At 69.9% G+C, this 16,629-nt stretch carries 11 protein-coding genes; 6 read left to right on the top strand and 5 right to left on the bottom strand.

All coding sequences use genetic code 11. The annotated features are described in order from the left end of the window. Positions 1 to 341: 341 nt before the first annotated feature. Positions 342 to 755: a hypothetical protein gene (locus tag ACSYGO_RS00955; RefSeq protein WP_432187758.1), complete on the top strand. Its 414-nt coding sequence runs from the start codon at positions 342 to 344 to the stop codon at positions 753 to 755. Positions 756 to 878: 123 nt separating this feature from the next. Here the strand turns inward: ACSYGO_RS00955 and ACSYGO_RS00950 are convergent, their stop codons facing one another. After that, positions 879 to 1,298, bottom strand: coding sequence for a VOC family protein (locus ACSYGO_RS00950; protein WP_460385436.1), 420 nt, complete (start codon positions 1,296 to 1,298; stop codon positions 879 to 881). Continuing rightward, the gene (locus tag ACSYGO_RS00945; RefSeq protein ID WP_460385435.1) at positions 1,295 to 1,873 is read right to left on the bottom strand and encodes a hypothetical protein; all 579 of its coding nucleotides are present in this window, start codon (positions 1,871 to 1,873) and stop codon (positions 1,295 to 1,297) included. Before ACSYGO_RS00945 ends, ACSYGO_RS00950 begins: the two co-directional genes overlap by 4 nt. A gap of 161 nt (positions 1,874 to 2,034) precedes the next feature. On the opposite strand from ACSYGO_RS00945, the gene ACSYGO_RS00940 reads away from it, so the two are divergent. Continuing rightward, positions 2,035 to 3,306, top strand: coding sequence for an MFS transporter (locus tag ACSYGO_RS00940; protein WP_460385434.1), 1,272 nt, complete (start codon positions 2,035 to 2,037; stop codon positions 3,304 to 3,306). A 295-nt stretch (positions 3,307 to 3,601) separates the two neighbouring features. After that, the gene (locus tag ACSYGO_RS00935; RefSeq protein ID WP_426679590.1) at positions 3,602 to 4,834 is read left to right on the top strand and encodes an MFS transporter; all 1,233 of its coding nucleotides are present in this window, start codon (positions 3,602 to 3,604) and stop codon (positions 4,832 to 4,834) included. 1 nt (position 4,835) lies between these two features. Here the strand turns inward: ACSYGO_RS00935 and ACSYGO_RS00930 are convergent, their stop codons facing one another. Beyond that, positions 4,836 to 6,023 (bottom strand): cytochrome P450, encoded by a 1,188-nt coding sequence (locus ACSYGO_RS00930; RefSeq protein ID WP_426679591.1) that lies wholly within the window; start codon positions 6,021 to 6,023, stop codon positions 4,836 to 4,838. Beyond that, the gene (locus tag ACSYGO_RS00925; protein ID WP_460385433.1) at positions 6,020 to 9,082 is read right to left on the bottom strand and encodes an amino acid adenylation domain-containing protein; all 3,063 of its coding nucleotides are present in this window, start codon (positions 9,080 to 9,082) and stop codon (positions 6,020 to 6,022) included. Before ACSYGO_RS00925 ends, ACSYGO_RS00930 begins: the two co-directional genes overlap by 4 nt. 247 nt (positions 9,083 to 9,329) lie before the next feature. Between ACSYGO_RS00925 and ACSYGO_RS00920 the strand changes: the two genes are divergently transcribed. The 3 genes from ACSYGO_RS00920 to ACSYGO_RS00910 all read left to right on the top strand — a co-directional run bounded on the left by ACSYGO_RS00920 (position 9,330) and on the right by ACSYGO_RS00910 (position 15,398). Beyond that, the gene (locus tag ACSYGO_RS00920) at positions 9,330 to 12,320 is read left to right on the top strand and encodes a type I polyketide synthase (RefSeq protein ID WP_460385432.1); all 2,991 of its coding nucleotides are present in this window, start codon (positions 9,330 to 9,332) and stop codon (positions 12,318 to 12,320) included. 526 nt (positions 12,321 to 12,846) lie between these two features. Beyond that, entirely contained in the window at positions 12,847 to 14,670 is a 1,824-nt protein-coding gene (locus tag ACSYGO_RS00915) for a non-ribosomal peptide synthetase (RefSeq protein WP_460385431.1), read from the top strand. Next, positions 14,667 to 15,398, top strand: a complete 732-nt coding sequence (locus ACSYGO_RS00910) for a thioesterase II family protein (RefSeq protein ID WP_426679594.1) — start codon at positions 14,667 to 14,669, stop codon at positions 15,396 to 15,398. Before ACSYGO_RS00915 ends, ACSYGO_RS00910 begins: the two co-directional genes overlap by 4 nt. Positions 15,399 to 15,475: 77 nt before the next feature. On the opposite strand, the gene ACSYGO_RS00905 is transcribed toward ACSYGO_RS00910, so the two are convergent. Continuing rightward, positions 15,476 to 16,569, bottom strand: a protein-coding gene (locus tag ACSYGO_RS00905; RefSeq protein WP_460385337.1) for an IS630 family transposase whose coding sequence is annotated in 2 segments (ribosomal slippage) — positions 15,476 to 16,105 and positions 16,108 to 16,569 — 1,092 coding nt in all. Because the reading frame shifts where the segments join, the coding sequence is not laid out codon by codon here. Positions 16,570 to 16,629: the final 60 nt, after the last annotated feature.

Raw genomic sequence — 16,629 nt, 5'->3', positions numbered from 1 at the left:
CGATGTTGCGCGGCGCATGCGTGGGGTGGAGCCCTCGTTCTCGTTTAGCAAATGAAAGTATGAGCTCGTAAGTGTGACGATGGACCGCCCCGCCTGTGCCGCTTCTGAGTGGCGGCGACAATCACCCCGACCGCCCGGCATCTCTCGTGGGGGCGGGCGGTTCTTGCGTCGTCCTCATTAGGAGCATATCCTCCTAATGGAGGTTCACTGAGTCCACTCCCTCCCCCTCGCCCGCTGACCACGCCCCCAGCCTGCCCACATCTGCCGGCTCGGAGTGACAGCAGCCAACAGCCCCACCCCGTACCCCCGGCCCGCAGCCGGAACATCAAAGGAGACATGACATGACAAGCGCAGAACGCAGCGCCACCGATCGCCAGGGCCTGACCTACTACCCGTGGTGGCTGGACAACCTGGCTGACGACGCCACCCTGGAGGGCGGGGCGATGAACGGCACGGCACGGGGAGCGGAAGCGGTCCGGGCCATCGTGGTCAAGGCCCGCGAGCTGTACGAGTTCCAGGACTTCAGCTACGCCGGCGACTTCGGCGACAACGGCTTCCTGGAGATCTACGACGCTTCGGTCAAGGGCGAGCCCCTGAAGGTCGTCGTCACGGTCACCCGCAACGCCGCGGGGCAGGCCCAGGACCTTGCGGTGCTCCACCGGCCACGCAACTCACTGCTGCTCTTCTCCCGGCTGATGCACGAAAGGTTCGCCGGCACCCCGCTCGCCGAGCACTTCCTCTCCGACGACTCCTGAGACCAGGATGCCGGGCGCGGGCCTGTGGCGGTTCAGGCGAGCGCTCCGTACCGACGGGCGTGTCCGCCTCAGGCCGGTTGGCCGGATCATGCGACTGCGGGACCTGTGGTGGGGTGCTTGTCGTCAGTCTGGTTCGGATGGGTTGATGGCCACGAGTTCGACTTCGAAGCCGTCGGTGTTCTCCAGGTAGGCGGCGTAGGTCTGTTCGCCGCCGGCGTGCGGGTGACGGTCGGGGAACATCAGGCTCCAGCCGTGCCACGGTGCCTCGGAGGCCAGGGCCTCCACGGTCCGGTGATCCTCGACGTGGAACGCCAAGTGGTTCAGTCCAGGCCGGCACCGGTCGTGCCTGTCGGCGGTGAGGGCCGGAGACCGCTCGATGACCAGGTAGGTAGCTCCGAGCCGCCAACTGCGGCCGTTACTCCAACTCTGGAACGGCGTGTAGCCCAGGGCTTCCAGGAGCCATCCGAGGGAGGCGACGGCCCGGTCGAGGTCGGGCACCCAGATCTCGACGTGGTGCAGCATCCCGTGGCTCGGCCGGGTCATACCGCCACCGCCGGGGCGGTGGCGGCCAGATGGCCGCATGCGAACCGGGCAACGGCACTGACCGGGACGACAAGGGAGGGCGCGTTCACCGCGCACCACCGATTCCGGGCCAACTCGATGAGCCTGAGCCTGAGCCTGAGCCTGAACGCCATCGCCAACACCGCCGTTTCGCTGCCTGCTTCGTTGATGGCCTCGGTCCGCAGCCGGACCCGGCGAAGGCGGACTCGAGACGGTTGGTGGTTCTGCGATTCTCCGATCGCCTCGCCTTCAACGGCGTCATTATCGAGGCCGGTACCGATTCCTGCGCCCGGGAGTTCCAGGGGCGCCGGCAGCGGGCGGAAGTGCCGGGTTTCGTTCGTCTTCGACCCGAGCTCGACCTGAGCGATCGTCGCGGCGGGGGCGTGGGGGACGGCCGACAGCAGGTGCCGGGCGCCCGGGGCGCCCGAGTGGGCTGAGCCCTTGAGGGGCTTGCCGTGCACGGCGATGACCCGATGCGAAGGGCCGGTCGCCGCGGACTCGGCTGCGCGGTGCTGACCGGCGAGGACCTCGTCCAGCGGACCCCCTTTCTCCAGCACGGCAGGGATAGGGGAAGATGCAACAGCAGGCACGGGACACTCTCTTGATCATGAGGCTTGGGCGCCGGCCCGTTGTCCTGCGCGAGGTATGGACTGGAGGTTCCGGTCGGCGGCGGAGGCCCAACACTAATGATCACCGGAGTCACCAGGGAGCCCGCAGCATGACCGGCACCACGGAGGCCCTTGGCGGGTCGGCTGCCGTCGACAATGCGGCACGAAGTGTCACACGCCCGTTCTACGTATACGCCGTGCTCGCCAACTCGCTGTTCCAGCGCGGCGTATTCGTCCTCTTCCTTCAGCAACGAGGCTTCTCCGCCGGGCAAGTGGCCCTCCTGCAGACACTGCTCTACCTGGTCAGCGGGCTTGCGGAGGTGCCGACGGGAGTCATCGCCGACCGAATCGGCAGGCGTGCCAGCATCGTGATCGGCCAGATGTTGGTGGCTGCATGTCTACTCGGTCAGGCGGCGTCCTCCAACTACTGGGTGTTCCTGGCGCTGTTCATCGGGCAGGGCGTGGGCATGGCATGTGTGTCCGGTTCGGACACCGCCCTGCTGTACGACCTGCTCGTGCGTCGTGGTGCAACGGCCGGCTACGTCAAGATCAAGTCCCGGTTCACCATGCTCGGGACGGTCACCTCGGGAGCCGCCATCGTTTTCGGCGGCCAACTGCAGCAGATTTCCTGGGGAGTCGTCTACGTTGGCTCGGCGGTGTGCCTCGTCCTCGCCGTGGTGGTGCTGATGTCGCGGGTGCCCGAGATCCGCGGCGCGGACGCGGTGGACGAGCAGGACGGAGCCGAGGAGGAGCACGGCGACGCGACAGCATGGCGGGCGATGCTTCGGGTCGCCACGCCGGCGCTCGTGACGCTTGTCGTGGTGTCCGGATTGATGCATGCGACTTTGACGCCGTACATCATCTTTACGCAGAAGACCCTCTCCGATCAGGGAGCGGGCACCGCATTGGTCAGTGTGGTGGTATCGGCGGGATTCTTCGCCGGCGGGCTCACTCCGCTGTTGTCGGACCGCGCGGACCGGAGCATCGGGTATCGGGTCATCGTCCCGGTGTCTCTCCTGACGCTCGCCGCGGCACTCGGCCTGAGCGGCCTCGGCCTTGTCTGGGTCACCGTCGCCGCGTTCCTGGCCTTGGTCGGGATTCCCGAGATCACCGCCGTGCTCGTGGACAACGTGTTCAACGAGGCCGTGCCGTCGCGCCACCGGGCGAGCCTGCTGTCGATGATCGCATTCGTGGAGTCGGTGCTCATCGGCATCGGCTATCTCGTCCTCGGCGCGCTCATGGACGGGCTGGGCTCCAGTGTGGGTATGGCCGCCTACGCCGCGGTCCCCCTGCTGGCATGTCTCCTGTGGCTCCCGGTGCTCGTCCGAGGGGCACGGGTGACCACCGAGACCGAGAAGCCCGCCGACCAGAAGGCATCCTGAAACAGACCATCTCGGGCAACGCCCCTGCCCGATGGCAGAGGCGTTGCTCGACAACATGTCGCTCCCAGTCGGCGACGGAGCTGTCATCGCAACGATCAGCGCCCGACGGGATGGGAAGAATCGCGCCGCTGCGGCAGCTGTTCAGCCTGGATCCCCTGCGGAACGGTCGGCCTGTGAGCGGCGGCGCCGATGACGCGGTCGGGGCTGTGCGGCCAGGGCGACACTCTTGATATTGCAAGCAACGCACAACAAGCTTGCCAGGCACGTGCTTCCCACCTGTGACGTGGAGTTTTGCATGCCCCGCCTGATTCCGGACACCGGGCCGCAGCGCGTTCTCGCGGCCGTGAACTTCGTCTACACCATTGGCTACGGCCTCTATCTGACGGCCGGGGTGCTGTATTTCACCCAGGCGGTGCACCTTTCGGCGGACAAGGTGGGACTCGGGCTCGGCATAGCCGGGATCGTCGCGCTGACCCTGGGGGTCACCGTCGGCCATCTGGCGGACCGGTACGGGGCCCGCGGCGTCTACACGGCGACCCTTGCCGTCCAGGCACTGGCCACGGCCGGCTTCGTACTGGCGGACAGCTTTGGGCCGTTCGTGCTCGCGGTCTGCGCGGCTGCCGGGGCGAGGACGGCCGGAGTCGCCGCACGTTCCCCGCTCATCAGGCATTACGGAGGGGACCGGCCGCAGGAGTTCCGGGCGTATCTGCGTGCGGTGACCAACCTCGGCATCTCTCTCGGTGCCGTGCTGGCCGGCTGGGTGGTTCAGGTCGGCACGCTCACCGCCTATCAGCTCATGGTCATCGGCAACGCGGTCGCCTTCGTGGTCGCCGCGGTGATCCTGCTCCTCCTCCCGCCGGTCGCACCGGTCCCCGCCGTCGCCGGCCCCCGCTGGACCGCCCTGCGCGACCGCCCCTACCTGCTGATCACCGCCCTCGACGGCATGATGGCCGTCCAGTTCAAGGTGCTCACCGTGGGCATTCCGCTCTGGCTCGTCGGTGCCACCACCGCCCCGCACTGGCTCATCTCAGGCACGATTCTCACCAGCACGTTCATCGTCATCGCCTTCCAGGTGCGAGCGAGCCGCAACATCGATTCCCCGGCGGCAGGCGGCAACGCCTACCGCCGGGCAGGCATGGCCTTCCTCCTCTCCTGCGCGCTGATCTCACTGGCCGCGGGCATACCGGGGTGGGCTGCCGCGGCGCTGCTCATCACTGCCGCAGTCATCCACACGATCGGTGAACTGTGGTACTCCGCCGCGGGGTTCGAGGTGTCCTTCGCCCTCGCCCCGCGGCATGCCACCGGCCAGTACCTGGGCGTGTTCGGTCTGGGAGCAGGGCTGGCCGACGCCCTCGGACCGGCGCTGCTCATCTCGCTGTGCATCACCTGGGGCCGCCCCGGTTGGTATGTCGTCGGAGCCCTGTTCGCGCTGACGGGCCTGGCGGCGCCCTTCGCCGTCCGGTGGGCGCAGAGCCGGCAGGACGCCGGGCGGACGAAGCCCGAACCCGCGGAGAACGCGAAAGCCTGAGTCAGCGGGCGACCAGGCGCACGGGAGCGTGCGCCGGCCCGTTCACCGTGATCGAACGCAGCGGCTCCACGTCTCCGGCCGGTTCGACGACGGCGACCAGCTCCGCGAGCGTCTCCAGGAGCATCCGCATCTGGTGGCGGGCCATGGTGCTCCCGATGCAGACATGCTCGCCCGTCCCCAGGGCCAGATGGCGATTGGGCTGCCGACCGAGGTCGAACCGGTCGGGGTCCGTGAACACCGACTCGTCCCGGTCGGCCGAGGGGATCCACAGCACGACCCGGTCCCCGGCGGCGATGCGCCGGCCTTGGACGACCGTGTCCGTTGTCGCCGTCCGCATGCTGTGCGTGGCGCTGCTCGTCCACCGCAGCACCTCCTCCACCGCGGTCCTGACGAGTTCGCCGTCACGCTCCCGCACCAGCCGTTGCCACTGCTGCGGATGCCCGGCGAGGGCCAGCATCCCCGCGGCCATGGACAGACCCGCGTTCTCCGACGCTCCGACGAGGTTCTCGCAGCTCAGCAGGATCTCGGTCTCGGTCAGCAGGTCGCCCTGCACCTCGTTGTCGACGAACAGGCCCATCACGTCCTCCGCGGGCGTCTCCATCCGCGCGTACATCATGTCGATGAAATAGCGCATCAACGCGACGTGGCTGGTGAGGGGTTTGCCGGACTCGAACGCCTCGGTGCTCCACGTCAGCAGCTGCTCGCGATCCTCCGGCGGCACACCGAGCAGCCGGGAGATGTTGTAGCTGGAGAGCCGGGCTCCGATGTCGTGGACCAGATCGCAGGTGCCCTTCTCGATGGCGCGCGTCACCACCGAGCGGATCTCGGCGCGCATCTCGTCCGCCAGGGAGCGGGCGCACCGTTCGGTGAACCGGTCGGCCACCTGCCCGCGCAGGGCGCGGTGCCGGGGCGGATCGGTCAGGGCCATGGTCTGACCGCTGCCGGGATCCACGCCCAGCTCCGTCGGCCGCAGCAGGACGCCCTGCGCCGAACTGAAGACGGCCGGGTTCTGGTACGCGTTCCGGACGTCCTCGTACCGGGTGAGGGACCAGAAGCCCGGCAGGTCGCCGGGTTCGTGCCAGTGGACGGGGGCGTGTTGTCTCATCCAGCGCCACAGCCGGTGCACCTCCCCTGAGGCGTGCAGCTCCGGGTCGAGTACGTCGGCAGGGGTGTACGTGGATACGGTCACGACGCAGCTCCCGCGGCGATCAGGGCAAGACGGTCATGGAAACCCTTGAGCAGGTTCAGGGCGGTGGCCTCGGCGACGGCGTCGCGCCGGAACGAGAGGACCGCGTCGAGCGCACCGTCCTCGTCCGGCCACACCTCGAGGTGCAGCTCAAGGGGGAGGGCGGCATACGGCTGGCGCAGGTGCGTGGAGGCGACACCGGGCAGGTCGAGCCGGGGTGGAGGGTTGTCCTGGAGGGCGAAGAGGGACTGGAACACCGGCGGCCGCCCGGGCGTCGCCGGTCCGATGCCCTGGGCGATGTCCGTGAAGGGGACATCGCTGCGGCTGAAGGCTCGGTGGACCAGTCGTCCGATCTCCCGGATGCCGTCCTCGCCGCGGCCCACCGCGTCGCCGCGCAGGCGCACAGGCACCATGTTGATCAGGCAGCCGATGGTCTGCTCCAGCCCTGGGACGGTGCGCTCGGCGACGGGCACGCCGACCGCGAAGTCCTGCTGCCCGCAGACCTCGGCCAAGGTGTCCGCCCATGCCGACAGAAGCACCACGAAACGGCTCACTCCGAGCGCCGCGCCCTGCGCGTCGAGCCGCGCCGTATCGGCCGCGGGGACGGTCACGTCGAGGTGTCCGGTTCCGGCTTCCCCGGGGCCCGGCCGTTCGGGCCAGTGGATCTGAGGTACGTCCCGGAGCTCCTCCCGTATGCGCTCCGCCCGCCCCGCCGTGTCCGTCACGGCGGTGGCCGCCGTCCTCAGCCGCGCGCGCTCGGCCAGGGTGGGCGGGGTGGTGCGCGGCTCACGTCCGGCGTAGGCGTCGGACAGATCGCGCGCCAGGACGGATTCCGACCGGCCGTCGAAGGCGATGTGGTGGACCAGAAGTCCGAACAGCCAGCCGCGCGTCTCGGTCAGAGGTACCAGCGCGGTGCGCCACAGGTCGGCGTCCTGAGGTTCGAGTGGCTCGTCGAAGAGCTGCCGCAGTGCGTCGACCGCCTCGTCCACGGTCGGGCGGGCGTCCAGGAGTTCCAGGGGCGGGGCGGGGATGTCGGTGACCTCGGCGTGCGGCCGGGGATCCACGTGGAAGGCCGTGCGCAGCACCTCGTGCCGTTCGTGGACGGCTGCGATGGCCGCCTCCAGGGCGTCCTGGTCGAGCCGGCCGTCCAGATGCCAGGTCATCAGGCAGTAGCCGGACCGGTCCTGAGGTGCCGTCAGATGACGGGTGAGGAAGACCAGTTCCGTGGAGGTCAGCGGGATGTCGCCGGTGGGTGAGGGGACGGCGTTCGTGGTCTGCGCCGACTGGAGCCACCCTCCCAGGCTTTCGGCTGACGCGTGCTCGTACAGGATCGGCAGTGGTACCGGCTGCCCCGCCCTCCTGCCGATTCGCATGCAGGCGCGGGCGGCCTGGAGCGAGGAGCCGCCCAGCTCGAAGAAGGGTATGTGCGGTGGCACGGCCCGGCTGCCCAGTGCGGCGGCGAACTCCTCGGCGACCAGGCGGACGAGCGGGTCGTCGATGGGGCCGTGGTGGTGCTCGGTAGGCGCCTCGAGCACGCTCGCGAGTAGGGCCCGGTCGTCCAGCTTGCCGGTGCCGGTCAGCGGGAAGGAGCCGACAAAGGCGACGGCGACGGGACGTTGGTACGCGGGCAGGTGCTCGGCGAGGATCGCCGATACGTCCGGCGGTGTGCCGCCGGACCGGCTCGGTATGCAGAAGGCCACCAGCTCGAAGACGCTGCCGAGTTCGTTCCAGCGCGGGACCACTCGGCAGTCGGCGACGTAGGGCACCAGGTGCTCGATCTGACGCTCCACCTCGGCCGGTTCGACGCGGTTGCCCCGGATCTTCACCTGCCGGTCGCTCCGCCCGCGAAACTCGATGACCCCGTTCTCGTCCCGGGTACCGAGGTCCCCGGTGCGGTACACCCGGACCTGCGCTCCGTCGATGTCGACGTCCGTGAACTTCTCCGCGGTAAGGGCCGGTTCACCGAGGTAGCCGTGGGCCAGGCCGTCGCCCGCGACACAGATCTCACCCAGCTCCCCGGTCGCGCAGGCGCGGCTGCCGTCCAGGACGAAGACGGAGGTGCCGGGCACCGGCCGGCCCAGCGGGATGCCGCCGTCCCGGGTGCAGTCAGCGGCGGTGATGCGGTGCGTGGTGGCGAACACCGTGCTCTCGACCGGTCCGTAGCCGTTGATCAGGGCCGTGTCGGGGAACCGGTCGAGGAAGCGGGCGACGTGCCGTGTGGACAGGCGCTCACCGCCGATCATGACCTGGGACAGGCCGTTCAGTGCCGTCAGGTCCTCATCGACGATCAGGTTGAACAGGCTGCTGGTCAGCCACGCCGTGTTCACTCCATGACCGGCGACCATCGCGCGCAGCGTCTCGGCCGTCAGGAACGGCTCGTCGATCAGGACGCAGGTGCCGCCGTTGCACAGCGCGGCCCACAGCTCGAGGGAGAACGCGTCCCACGGCAGCGCCGCCGCGAGCGGGATGACCGTGTCCCGGTCGAAACGCGCGAAGGTGCCCTCCCGGAAGAGCCGTGCCGTCGCCCGGTGCGGGGTGACCACCCCTTTGGGCCGTCCCGTGGTGCCCGAAGTGAAGAACACCGAGCACGCGTCGGATCCGCTCACCGCCACCGCGGGGCGGGCGGGGCTCCGACTCGTACCGTCAGCGGCCGCTGTCCACAGCGGCGCGGACAGCTCGGCCACCACGCCCGGCCGGACGACGACGAGCGGCGGCCGAAGCCGGTCGACCACCGTCGTGAGACGGGCGGGCGGCCAGTCCGGATCGAGCAGCGCGTAGGCGGCGCCGAGCTTGAGAACGGCCAGCAGCGTGGCGATCAGGTCGACGGAGCGCGGCAGCAGAATCGGCACGAGATGGCCCCGCTCGACACCGGAGGCGGCAAGCCGGTGAGCCAATTCCTCGGCGCGGGCGTCCAATTCGCCGTACGAGACCCGGGCATCCGGAGCTATGAGGGCTGTGCGCCGCGGCTGAGCGCGTGCCTGTGCGGAGAAGACCTCATGGAGTCCTTCTCCTGATAATTCCCTGGTGCCAACTGCGGCCCACGCGGCATTCGATTGCAGCATGTCGACTCCCTTCGGAATCCGAGAGATGAGCGCTTTGAAGCACAACATCAGGAGCGTCCGACGGTGCCATGCCGTGCGCGTCTTTCGCCAGCCTCCCTGTCTGTAAAGGGTGTTGAGACCACCTTTCGTCACGAATGTGACGGCGGACGACATCTCGTTCACGCAGGGCGGGCTGTGTCATGATCGCAGCGCGGTACGAGGAACCACCGACGACCGTTCAATTCACGTGCCATCAGCGCGACACCGGATGCAACATCCCGTTTCCAACAAGATGATGGGGGACGTTATGACGAGTCGAGATCGCTCCTTAGACATCGCGGTCACCGGCATGGCAGCGCGACTCCCCGGCCCCCGTGACCTCGACGCCTGGTGGGAGTCCCAGCTCCACGGAAGCGTGCACAGCAAGCGGTACACGCAGGAGGAGTTGCTTGCCGCGGGAGTGCCCGCCGCGTTGGCCGCCGACCCGGACTATGTCCCCGTACGCGGTCATCTCGACGACTGGGACCGCTTCGATCACGACTTCTTCCAGATCCGGGCGCGCGAGGCCGAGCTGATGGACCCGCAGCATCGCTGGATGCTGGAGGTGGCCTGGAATGCGCTTTCCGACGCGGGAGTTCCGCCCCGCGACGACACCGCGGTGACCAGTGTCTACGCGTCCATGACGGGCAGCGGCTACATGCGAGCGATGGTCCGCGGCGGACACATGGATCCGGGGCTCCTCGACGATCTGATCCACGGTACCGAGCCGGACTTCATGGCGAGCCGCGTCGCGTACAGACTCGGGCTGACCGGACCGGCCTTCGCCGTGCAGACGGCGTGCTCCTCCTCGCTGGTGGCGGTCCATCTGGCGGTGCAGGCCCTGCTCGGCGGCGACTGCGACCAGGCCCTCGTGGTGGGGGCCGGGTTCGGCTACCCCCAGGCGGGCTACCTGCACACGCCGGGCGGAGTGCTGTCCGCCGCGGGCGCCTGCCGGGCGTTCGACCGGCACGCGGACGGGGTGATCGCCGGATCCGGTGCGGGCGCCGTGGTGCTGCGCCGGCTGTCTGACATCACCGAGGACGACCCCGAGCCGTACGGGGTCATCCTCGGCACCGCGATCAACAACGACGGGCATACCAAGGCCGGCTACTACGCGCCGTCCTCCGCGGGACAGGAGCGAGTCATCGGCGCCGCGCTGAGCGCGGCCGACGTCGACGGCGGGTCCATCGGCTATCTGGAAGCCCATGGCACCGGCACCCGGATCGGCGATCCGATCGAATGGGCGGCAGCCGGCACCGCGCTGCGCCGGGCCGGAGCCCGCCCGGGCAGTGTGGCGGTGGGTGCCCTGAAGGCCGGCGTCGGCCATCTCGACGCTGCCGCGGGGGTCGCCGCGCTGATCAGAGCACTGCTCGTGGTACGCAGCGGCATGATCCCGCCCGTCGCCGGGTTCACCGAGCACAATCCGCTCCTCGAAACCGAGAACTGGCCGCTGTACATCCCCGCCGAGGCCGTCCCGTGGACCGGAGAGCTGCCGAGGCGCGCCGGGGTGAGCGCGTTCGGGATCGGCGGCACCAACGCCCATGTCGTGATCGAGCAGGCGCCGCCGCGCGAACCGGCCGCCCTGGACACGCAGGCCCCGCGCGAGCGCCTGGTCCTCCTGTCCGCGGCGGACCCTGATGCGCTGGACCGCATGGCCGACGATCTGGCCGCCCACCTCAAGTCCCACGACCCGGAGCTCGCCGAAGTCTGCGGCACCCTGGCCCATGGCCGTCTGCACCTGGGTGAACGTCTCGCGGTCACCGGCCGGACGAGTGCCGAGGTCGCCGAGCGCCTCGCCGCCCGGTCCGGCGTGTACCGAGGCACCGCGCCGGCGACGGGCTCCGCCCCAGTGGTCTTTCTCTTCCCCGGCGGCGGTGCCCAACGCCCGGGAATGGCCGAGCCGTTCACCTCTCTTCCCGGATTCCGCCGGGCGCTCGACCAGTGCCTCGCGGCCTTCGCCTCCCCGTCGGCGGAGCGGATCCGGCAGGCGCTGTACGACCCCGACTTCCCCGCCGACGAGCTGAACCGGCCCGCGCTGGCGCAGCCGGCCCTCTTCACCATCGGCTACGCGGCGGCGACAGCGCTCCAGGACCTGGGGGTCCGGCCCGCCGCGGTCTGCGGACACAGCTCCGGCGAGATCACCGCGGCCGCTGTCGCCGGAGTCTTCGGCCTTCAGGACGCGGCCGCCTTCATCGCGGCGCGCGGCCGGGCCATGCAGGACTGCCCGGAGGGCGCCATGCTGGCCATCGGGGCGGACGTGCGGCAGGCCCTGGCGCTCGCCGAGGAGTGGGGTCTCAAGCTCGACGTGGCCGCGGTCAACGGCCCGGACTCCTGCGTCCTCGGCGGGCCCGTCGAGGAGGTGGACGCATACCTGCGGCGCCTCGGCGACGCCTTCTTCGTGCGGCGCCTGCGCTACAGCCACGCGGGCCACTCCCGGCTGATCGAACCCGCGCTGCCCGCGCTCACCGAGGCGATGGCCCGGATCGAGCTCCGGCCGTCCACCCTGCCGATCGCACTCAACGTCTCCGGCAGGGTCGTCGTGGCCGGGACCGAACTCCCGCGCGACATGTTCGTCACGCAGGTCAGGCAGTCCGTGCTGTTCGGCGCCGCGCTCGACTCGCTGGCCGCGCACCTGCCGGGCGCCCTGGCCGTCGAGATCGGTCCCGGGCGTCCCCTCTCACCGATGGCGGAAGCGGCCGGGATCCCCGCGGTCGCCCTGGACCAGGTCAAGGATGCGCCAGGGTCCTCGGTGCTCAGTGGCGTCGGCGCCCTGTGGACCTTGGGGCAGCCGGTCGCGCCGGCCGGGGTGACGGGCGATGGCCGCAGGGCCAGGCTGCCCGGCTACCCCTTCGCGGGACCTTCCTCAGTTGCCCCGGAAGCGCTTTCCTCGCCCGCGCCGGAACCGGGCCGCTCCCCGGCCTCCGCGCCGCTGCCGGAGCAGTCGGAACCCGAGGGCCCGGCCCCGGTCGACTCGACGGAGGCGGTGACCCGGATCTGGGCGGAGCTGCTCGGCCATGACGCGGTCCCGGCGGACGCCGACTTCTTCGCCCAGGGCGGCGACTCCCTGCTGATCACCCGGCTCATCCGCAGGGTGAACAGCGAGTTCGGGATTCGCGTCCCGGTGCGCGAGATGCTGGCCCGGCGGACACTGAGCGGGCATATCGCGGTGGTCCGCAGGATCCGTGGCGAAGCGGACGCGACGCCGACTCCCACCGCTTGACGAGCAGCAACGCCTGCACGATCCGTCCGCTAATCAGGAGGCTTTTGTCGTCGAAGGGGATACGGGCCAGAAGGGGCCCCGCGACGCTGATTCCACAACTCCGCTTTCTGCAAGGCCGTATGACGCGAAACGCCCAACCGACTTCCAAACCGGGCAACCAACTCGCGTCCCGCGCAAGTCGGTTGCGTCGGCCAATCCGCCCTCCTATGATCACCCTCCACGGCGTGGTCACTTGCGACAACAACGACCGTACATTCCTTCTCGAATCCAAACCGAGCAATAAGCGAACTCACACCAGGAGTTCGTTGACGTAGTGGTGGTGAGCCCGGCCGGCGCGCATGAACTGCGAACAGGCTCCAGGGATCCCGTTGACAGATTTGGGGAGTTCTTCTTCATGTCGGCCTTACAACAGGTGAAATCCGCTCCGTCCAGGCCGAAGGACAGCACCGGAGCAATACCGGAGGTGACTTCCTCGGCAGTTGGCGAACCACTGCCAGAAGTCCCGTTCGTTCCCGTACACGAAGCGGTGGCCCGGCTGGCTGCCGACCGTCCCGCGGTCATCGCCGTGCGCTGCGGTGACATCGCTGTCACCTACGGCGAATTGATCTCCGGAGCCCGGCAGTTGTCCCACCGCCTCGCCGCAGCCGGGGTCCGTGCCGGAGACCGGGTCGCGCTCCTCGCCGAGCCGTCCGCCGAGATGATCGGGGCCGTGCTCGGCATCCTCGGCGCGGGCGCCGCCTATGTGCCCATCGATCTGGCCCAGCCGGACGCCCGGCTCGCCACGATCCTCCACGACGCGCAAGTGAAGGCCGTTGTGGCGACGGCTCACACGCAGCCTTTGACGGACGGCTCCCAGGTGCCCGTCGTGACGGTCGCGAACGTCCCGGACGCCGCGCCCACAGACTCCTTCGCCGCCACGGCCGGCCCGGCGGATCCGGCCTACCTCATCTACACCTCGGGCAGTACGGGCGAGCCCAAGGGTGTCATCGTCGAGCACCGCAATCTCGCCGCGTCCACGCAGGCCCGCCTCATGGTCTACCCGGGGACCCCGACCTTCCTCCTGCTGTCCCCGCTGGCCTTCGACTCGTCGGTCGCCGGTATATGGGGGACGCTCCACGCGGGCGGCTGCCTCGTCGTCGCGTCCGCGGACGAACTGCGCGACGCCGAACAGCTGGTCGCCCTCGTCAGCCGTCACCAGGTGGACCGCACCCTGTGTGTGCCCACGCTGTACGGGCTGCTGCTCGACGCCGCCGAACGCGCCGGGACCGCGCCACTGGCATCGCTGCGGCAGGTGATCGTCGCGGGCGAGGCCCTGCCGCAGACGCTGGCCGACCGGCACTTCGCGGTGCACTCCTCCACGGTGGATCTGGTCAACGAGTACGGCCCGACCGAGGCGACCGTGTGGGCCGCCTTCCACCGCTTCACCGGTGCCGAACCGGTCAGCATCGGCGGCCCGGTCCCAGGCGCCCGCCTCTACGTACTCGACGACGAGCTCCAGCCCGTGCCGCCGGGCACGGAAGGCGAGTTGTTCATCGGCGGGGCCGGAGTGACGCGCGGCTACTTCGGCCGTCCCGAGGCCACGGCGGGGGTCTTCCTCGACGACCCCTTCGCGGCCGAGCCCGGCGCGCGCATGTACCGGACCGGTGACGTCGTGCGCTGGAACGCGGAGCACCGGCTGGACTTCATCGGCCGTAAGGACGACCAGATCAAGGTCCGCGGCCACCGCGTGGAGCTCGGTGCGGTCGAGTCGACGCTGCGCCTGCTGGCAGGCGTCCAGGAGGCGGTCGTGCTGCCCGACGCGCAGGGAACGGGCCTGATCGGCTTCGTCGCCTCGCCACAGGACGCAGACCCGATCGCGCTGCGCCGCGCACTCGCGGAGAAGCTGCCGACGGTGATGGTGCCCGGCGAGCTGCGGGTGCTGCCGGAGCTGCCGCGCAACCTCAACGGCAAGCTCGACCGCGCGCTGCTGCGGACGCTCGCCGCAGAGCCGCCGGCCGCCCGGCCCGCGGCCGCGCCCGCCGCCGCCGATCCGCTCACCGCCCAGGTGACGGCCGCGTGGTCGGAGGTGCTCGGCGTGTCCACGGTGCCGCTGGACGTCAACTTCTTCGATCTCGGCGGCCATTCGCTGTCCATGTTCAAGTTGCAGGATGCGCTGGAGCGGCTCTGCGGGGTGCGGCCGTCGATCGTCTCCCTGTTCCAGGAGACCACCGTGTCGGCACAGGCCGCGCTCATCCGCGCCAGCCGCGAGCAGGGAGAGGACACGGGGCCGTCCGGCTCCGCCGAGGCCGCCCGCAGAGCCCGTACGGCCAGACTTCGCCAGCAGCGCGCACGCAAGGGAGCCGGCCAGTGACCACGTACTCTTCGCGCTGGCTCGTGTGCGACACCGCACGGCCCGACGCGCGTATCCGTCTGGTGTGCTTCCCGCACGCCGGAGGGTCAGCTGCCTTCTACCGCGCCTGGGGCCAGTCGCTGACCGAGGTGGAGGTGCACGCCGTTCAGTACCCGGGGCGTGCCGACCGGTTCGACGAGGAGCCCCCGCACGACCTCGTCCGGCTCGCCTCGGACATCGCCGACGCGCTGGAACCGCTGGCGGATGTCCCGCTCGCGTTCTTCGGGCACAGCCTGGGAGCCCCCATAGCCCTGGAGACGGCACGCGCGCTGCAGAGCCGGGGCATCCACCTCGCGCACCTGTTCGCCTCGGGTTCCCGGGACGCCGCGCTGCCCGACCTCGACGGGCCCGAGGAAGACCCCGACCAACTGCTCGCGGACCTGGTCAGGATGGGCGGCACCGATGCGGAGATGGCGGCCGACCCGATCTTCCAGGAGGTGGTCATGCCGTACCTGATGGCCGACGGCCGCATGTTCCACAGCTACGACATGGCACCCGAGCCGCTCCTCAAGTGTCCCGTCACCACCATCGTCGGAGACCAGGACGACGATGCGGACCTCCGCCCGTGGAGCGCGCTGAGCGCGATGCCCGTCCGGGAGGTCGGCGTCACCGGGAACCACTTCTACCTCATCACCGACCCGCCGTACTCCCTTCTGCAGGAGACCCTCGCCGTCCCGCGGCCCGAGTGAGTTCCATGACCGAGTAGCAGGGCCGTCGGGAGCGCTCCGAAGGCGGCCCGCACTCCACCGTCATGCGCCAACTCGACCTACTGAGCTCTTCGGATTGTTGTCGGCGGTTGGGTGAGTGTGAGGCCGGTGCCGGCGAGGCAGCCGTCGATCAGGTTGGGACGGAGCTGAATGTGACGCAGGCCCCGGCGGAGGGTGCGTTCGAGGTGCTCGTCGTCGGTGAAGGCTGTGTTGGCCAGCGGGCCGCGCCGTAACAGCGACCAGACGCCCTCGACCGGGTTCAAGTCCGGTGCATAGGAGGGAAGTTGCACGATGGTCAGCCAGTCGTGTGCGTCCGCGTACTCACGCATTCCGGCGGCCCGGTGGGTGTTGAGATTGTCCCAGATCAGCACGATGGGAGCCTGGAGCTGGATGTGGGCGCGCACGACCAGGTCGCGGTAGTCGCTCCACGCGAAGGTGTCGCGTCCTTTGCCCCGATGCTTGCGGTGACGGCGCGGCCGGTAGATGAGCCGTGAGGTCTCGCCCGGCTTGTAGCAGCACATTGCCGCGATCGACCAGCGGCGCCAGGAGCGGCCCCGCACCCGCACCACCGGCGTGTGCCCACGCCGGCCCCAGGTGCGGGCGCGTGGCGGCGTCATCGAGAACCCGGCTTCGTCCTCGAAGACGATGTACGCCCCCAGCGCCGCCGCAGTCATTCCGCCTGCGGCCACACATCCTTCTTCCACAGGCCCACCGACTGCTCGTCGCGCTCCAGCGCCCGGCGGGCGGGACACTGCCAGGACCAGCCATGCCGGTGCAGCAGCCGCCACACCGCCGCCGACGAGCAGTCGACACCGAACTTCCGAGCGATCAACTCTCTGATCCGGGCCAGGGACCAGCGTTGGTCCTCCCAGCCATGCACGGCCGGTCCCCGTGCCAGCTCCTTCTCCAACTCGGCGAACTGGCCATCGGACAGCTTGGGCGATTTCGGTGGCCCGGCGGAGGCGAGGGCGTCCGTCCCGCCCTCCCGCCAGGCACGACGCCAGCGTTCCACCGACCGCTCACTGACCCGCAGATCCTTCGCGATGACCGCGGTTCTCTCACCGCGACCGAACCGTTCGCCTGCCTCGTACCGGATCCGCTCGCGAAACCGCCGTCGCTCCGCGGTCAGTCCGCCACCCTGCGCATACCGCATATCCCCGGCCTACCGCAGGGATCACCACACGTCACGACCCCCGACAACAATCCGAAGAGC

It is taken from the genome of Streptomyces krungchingensis, assembly GCF_054729265.1.
This window is presented reverse-complemented; position numbering and strand designations above follow the sequence as displayed.

Excerpts from the sequence above, each read along its gene's own strand:
- ACSYGO_RS00940 (WP_460385434.1), top strand. The coding sequence starts at position 2,035 with ATGACCGGCACCACGGAGGCCCTTGGCGGGTCGGCTGCCGTCGACAAT.
- ACSYGO_RS00950 (WP_460385436.1), bottom strand. The coding sequence starts at position 1,298 with ATGACCCGGCCGAGCCACGGGATGCTGCACCACGTCGAGATCTGGGTG.
- ACSYGO_RS00925 (WP_460385433.1), bottom strand. The coding sequence starts at position 9,082 with ATGCTGCAATCGAATGCCGCGTGGGCCGCAGTTGGCACCAGGGAATTA.
- ACSYGO_RS00935 (WP_426679590.1), top strand. The coding sequence starts at position 3,602 with ATGCCCCGCCTGATTCCGGACACCGGGCCGCAGCGCGTTCTCGCGGCC.
- ACSYGO_RS00920 (WP_460385432.1), top strand. The coding sequence starts at position 9,330 with ATGCAACATCCCGTTTCCAACAAGATGATGGGGGACGTTATGACGAGT.
- ACSYGO_RS00955 (WP_432187758.1), top strand. The coding sequence starts at position 342 with ATGACAAGCGCAGAACGCAGCGCCACCGATCGCCAGGGCCTGACCTAC.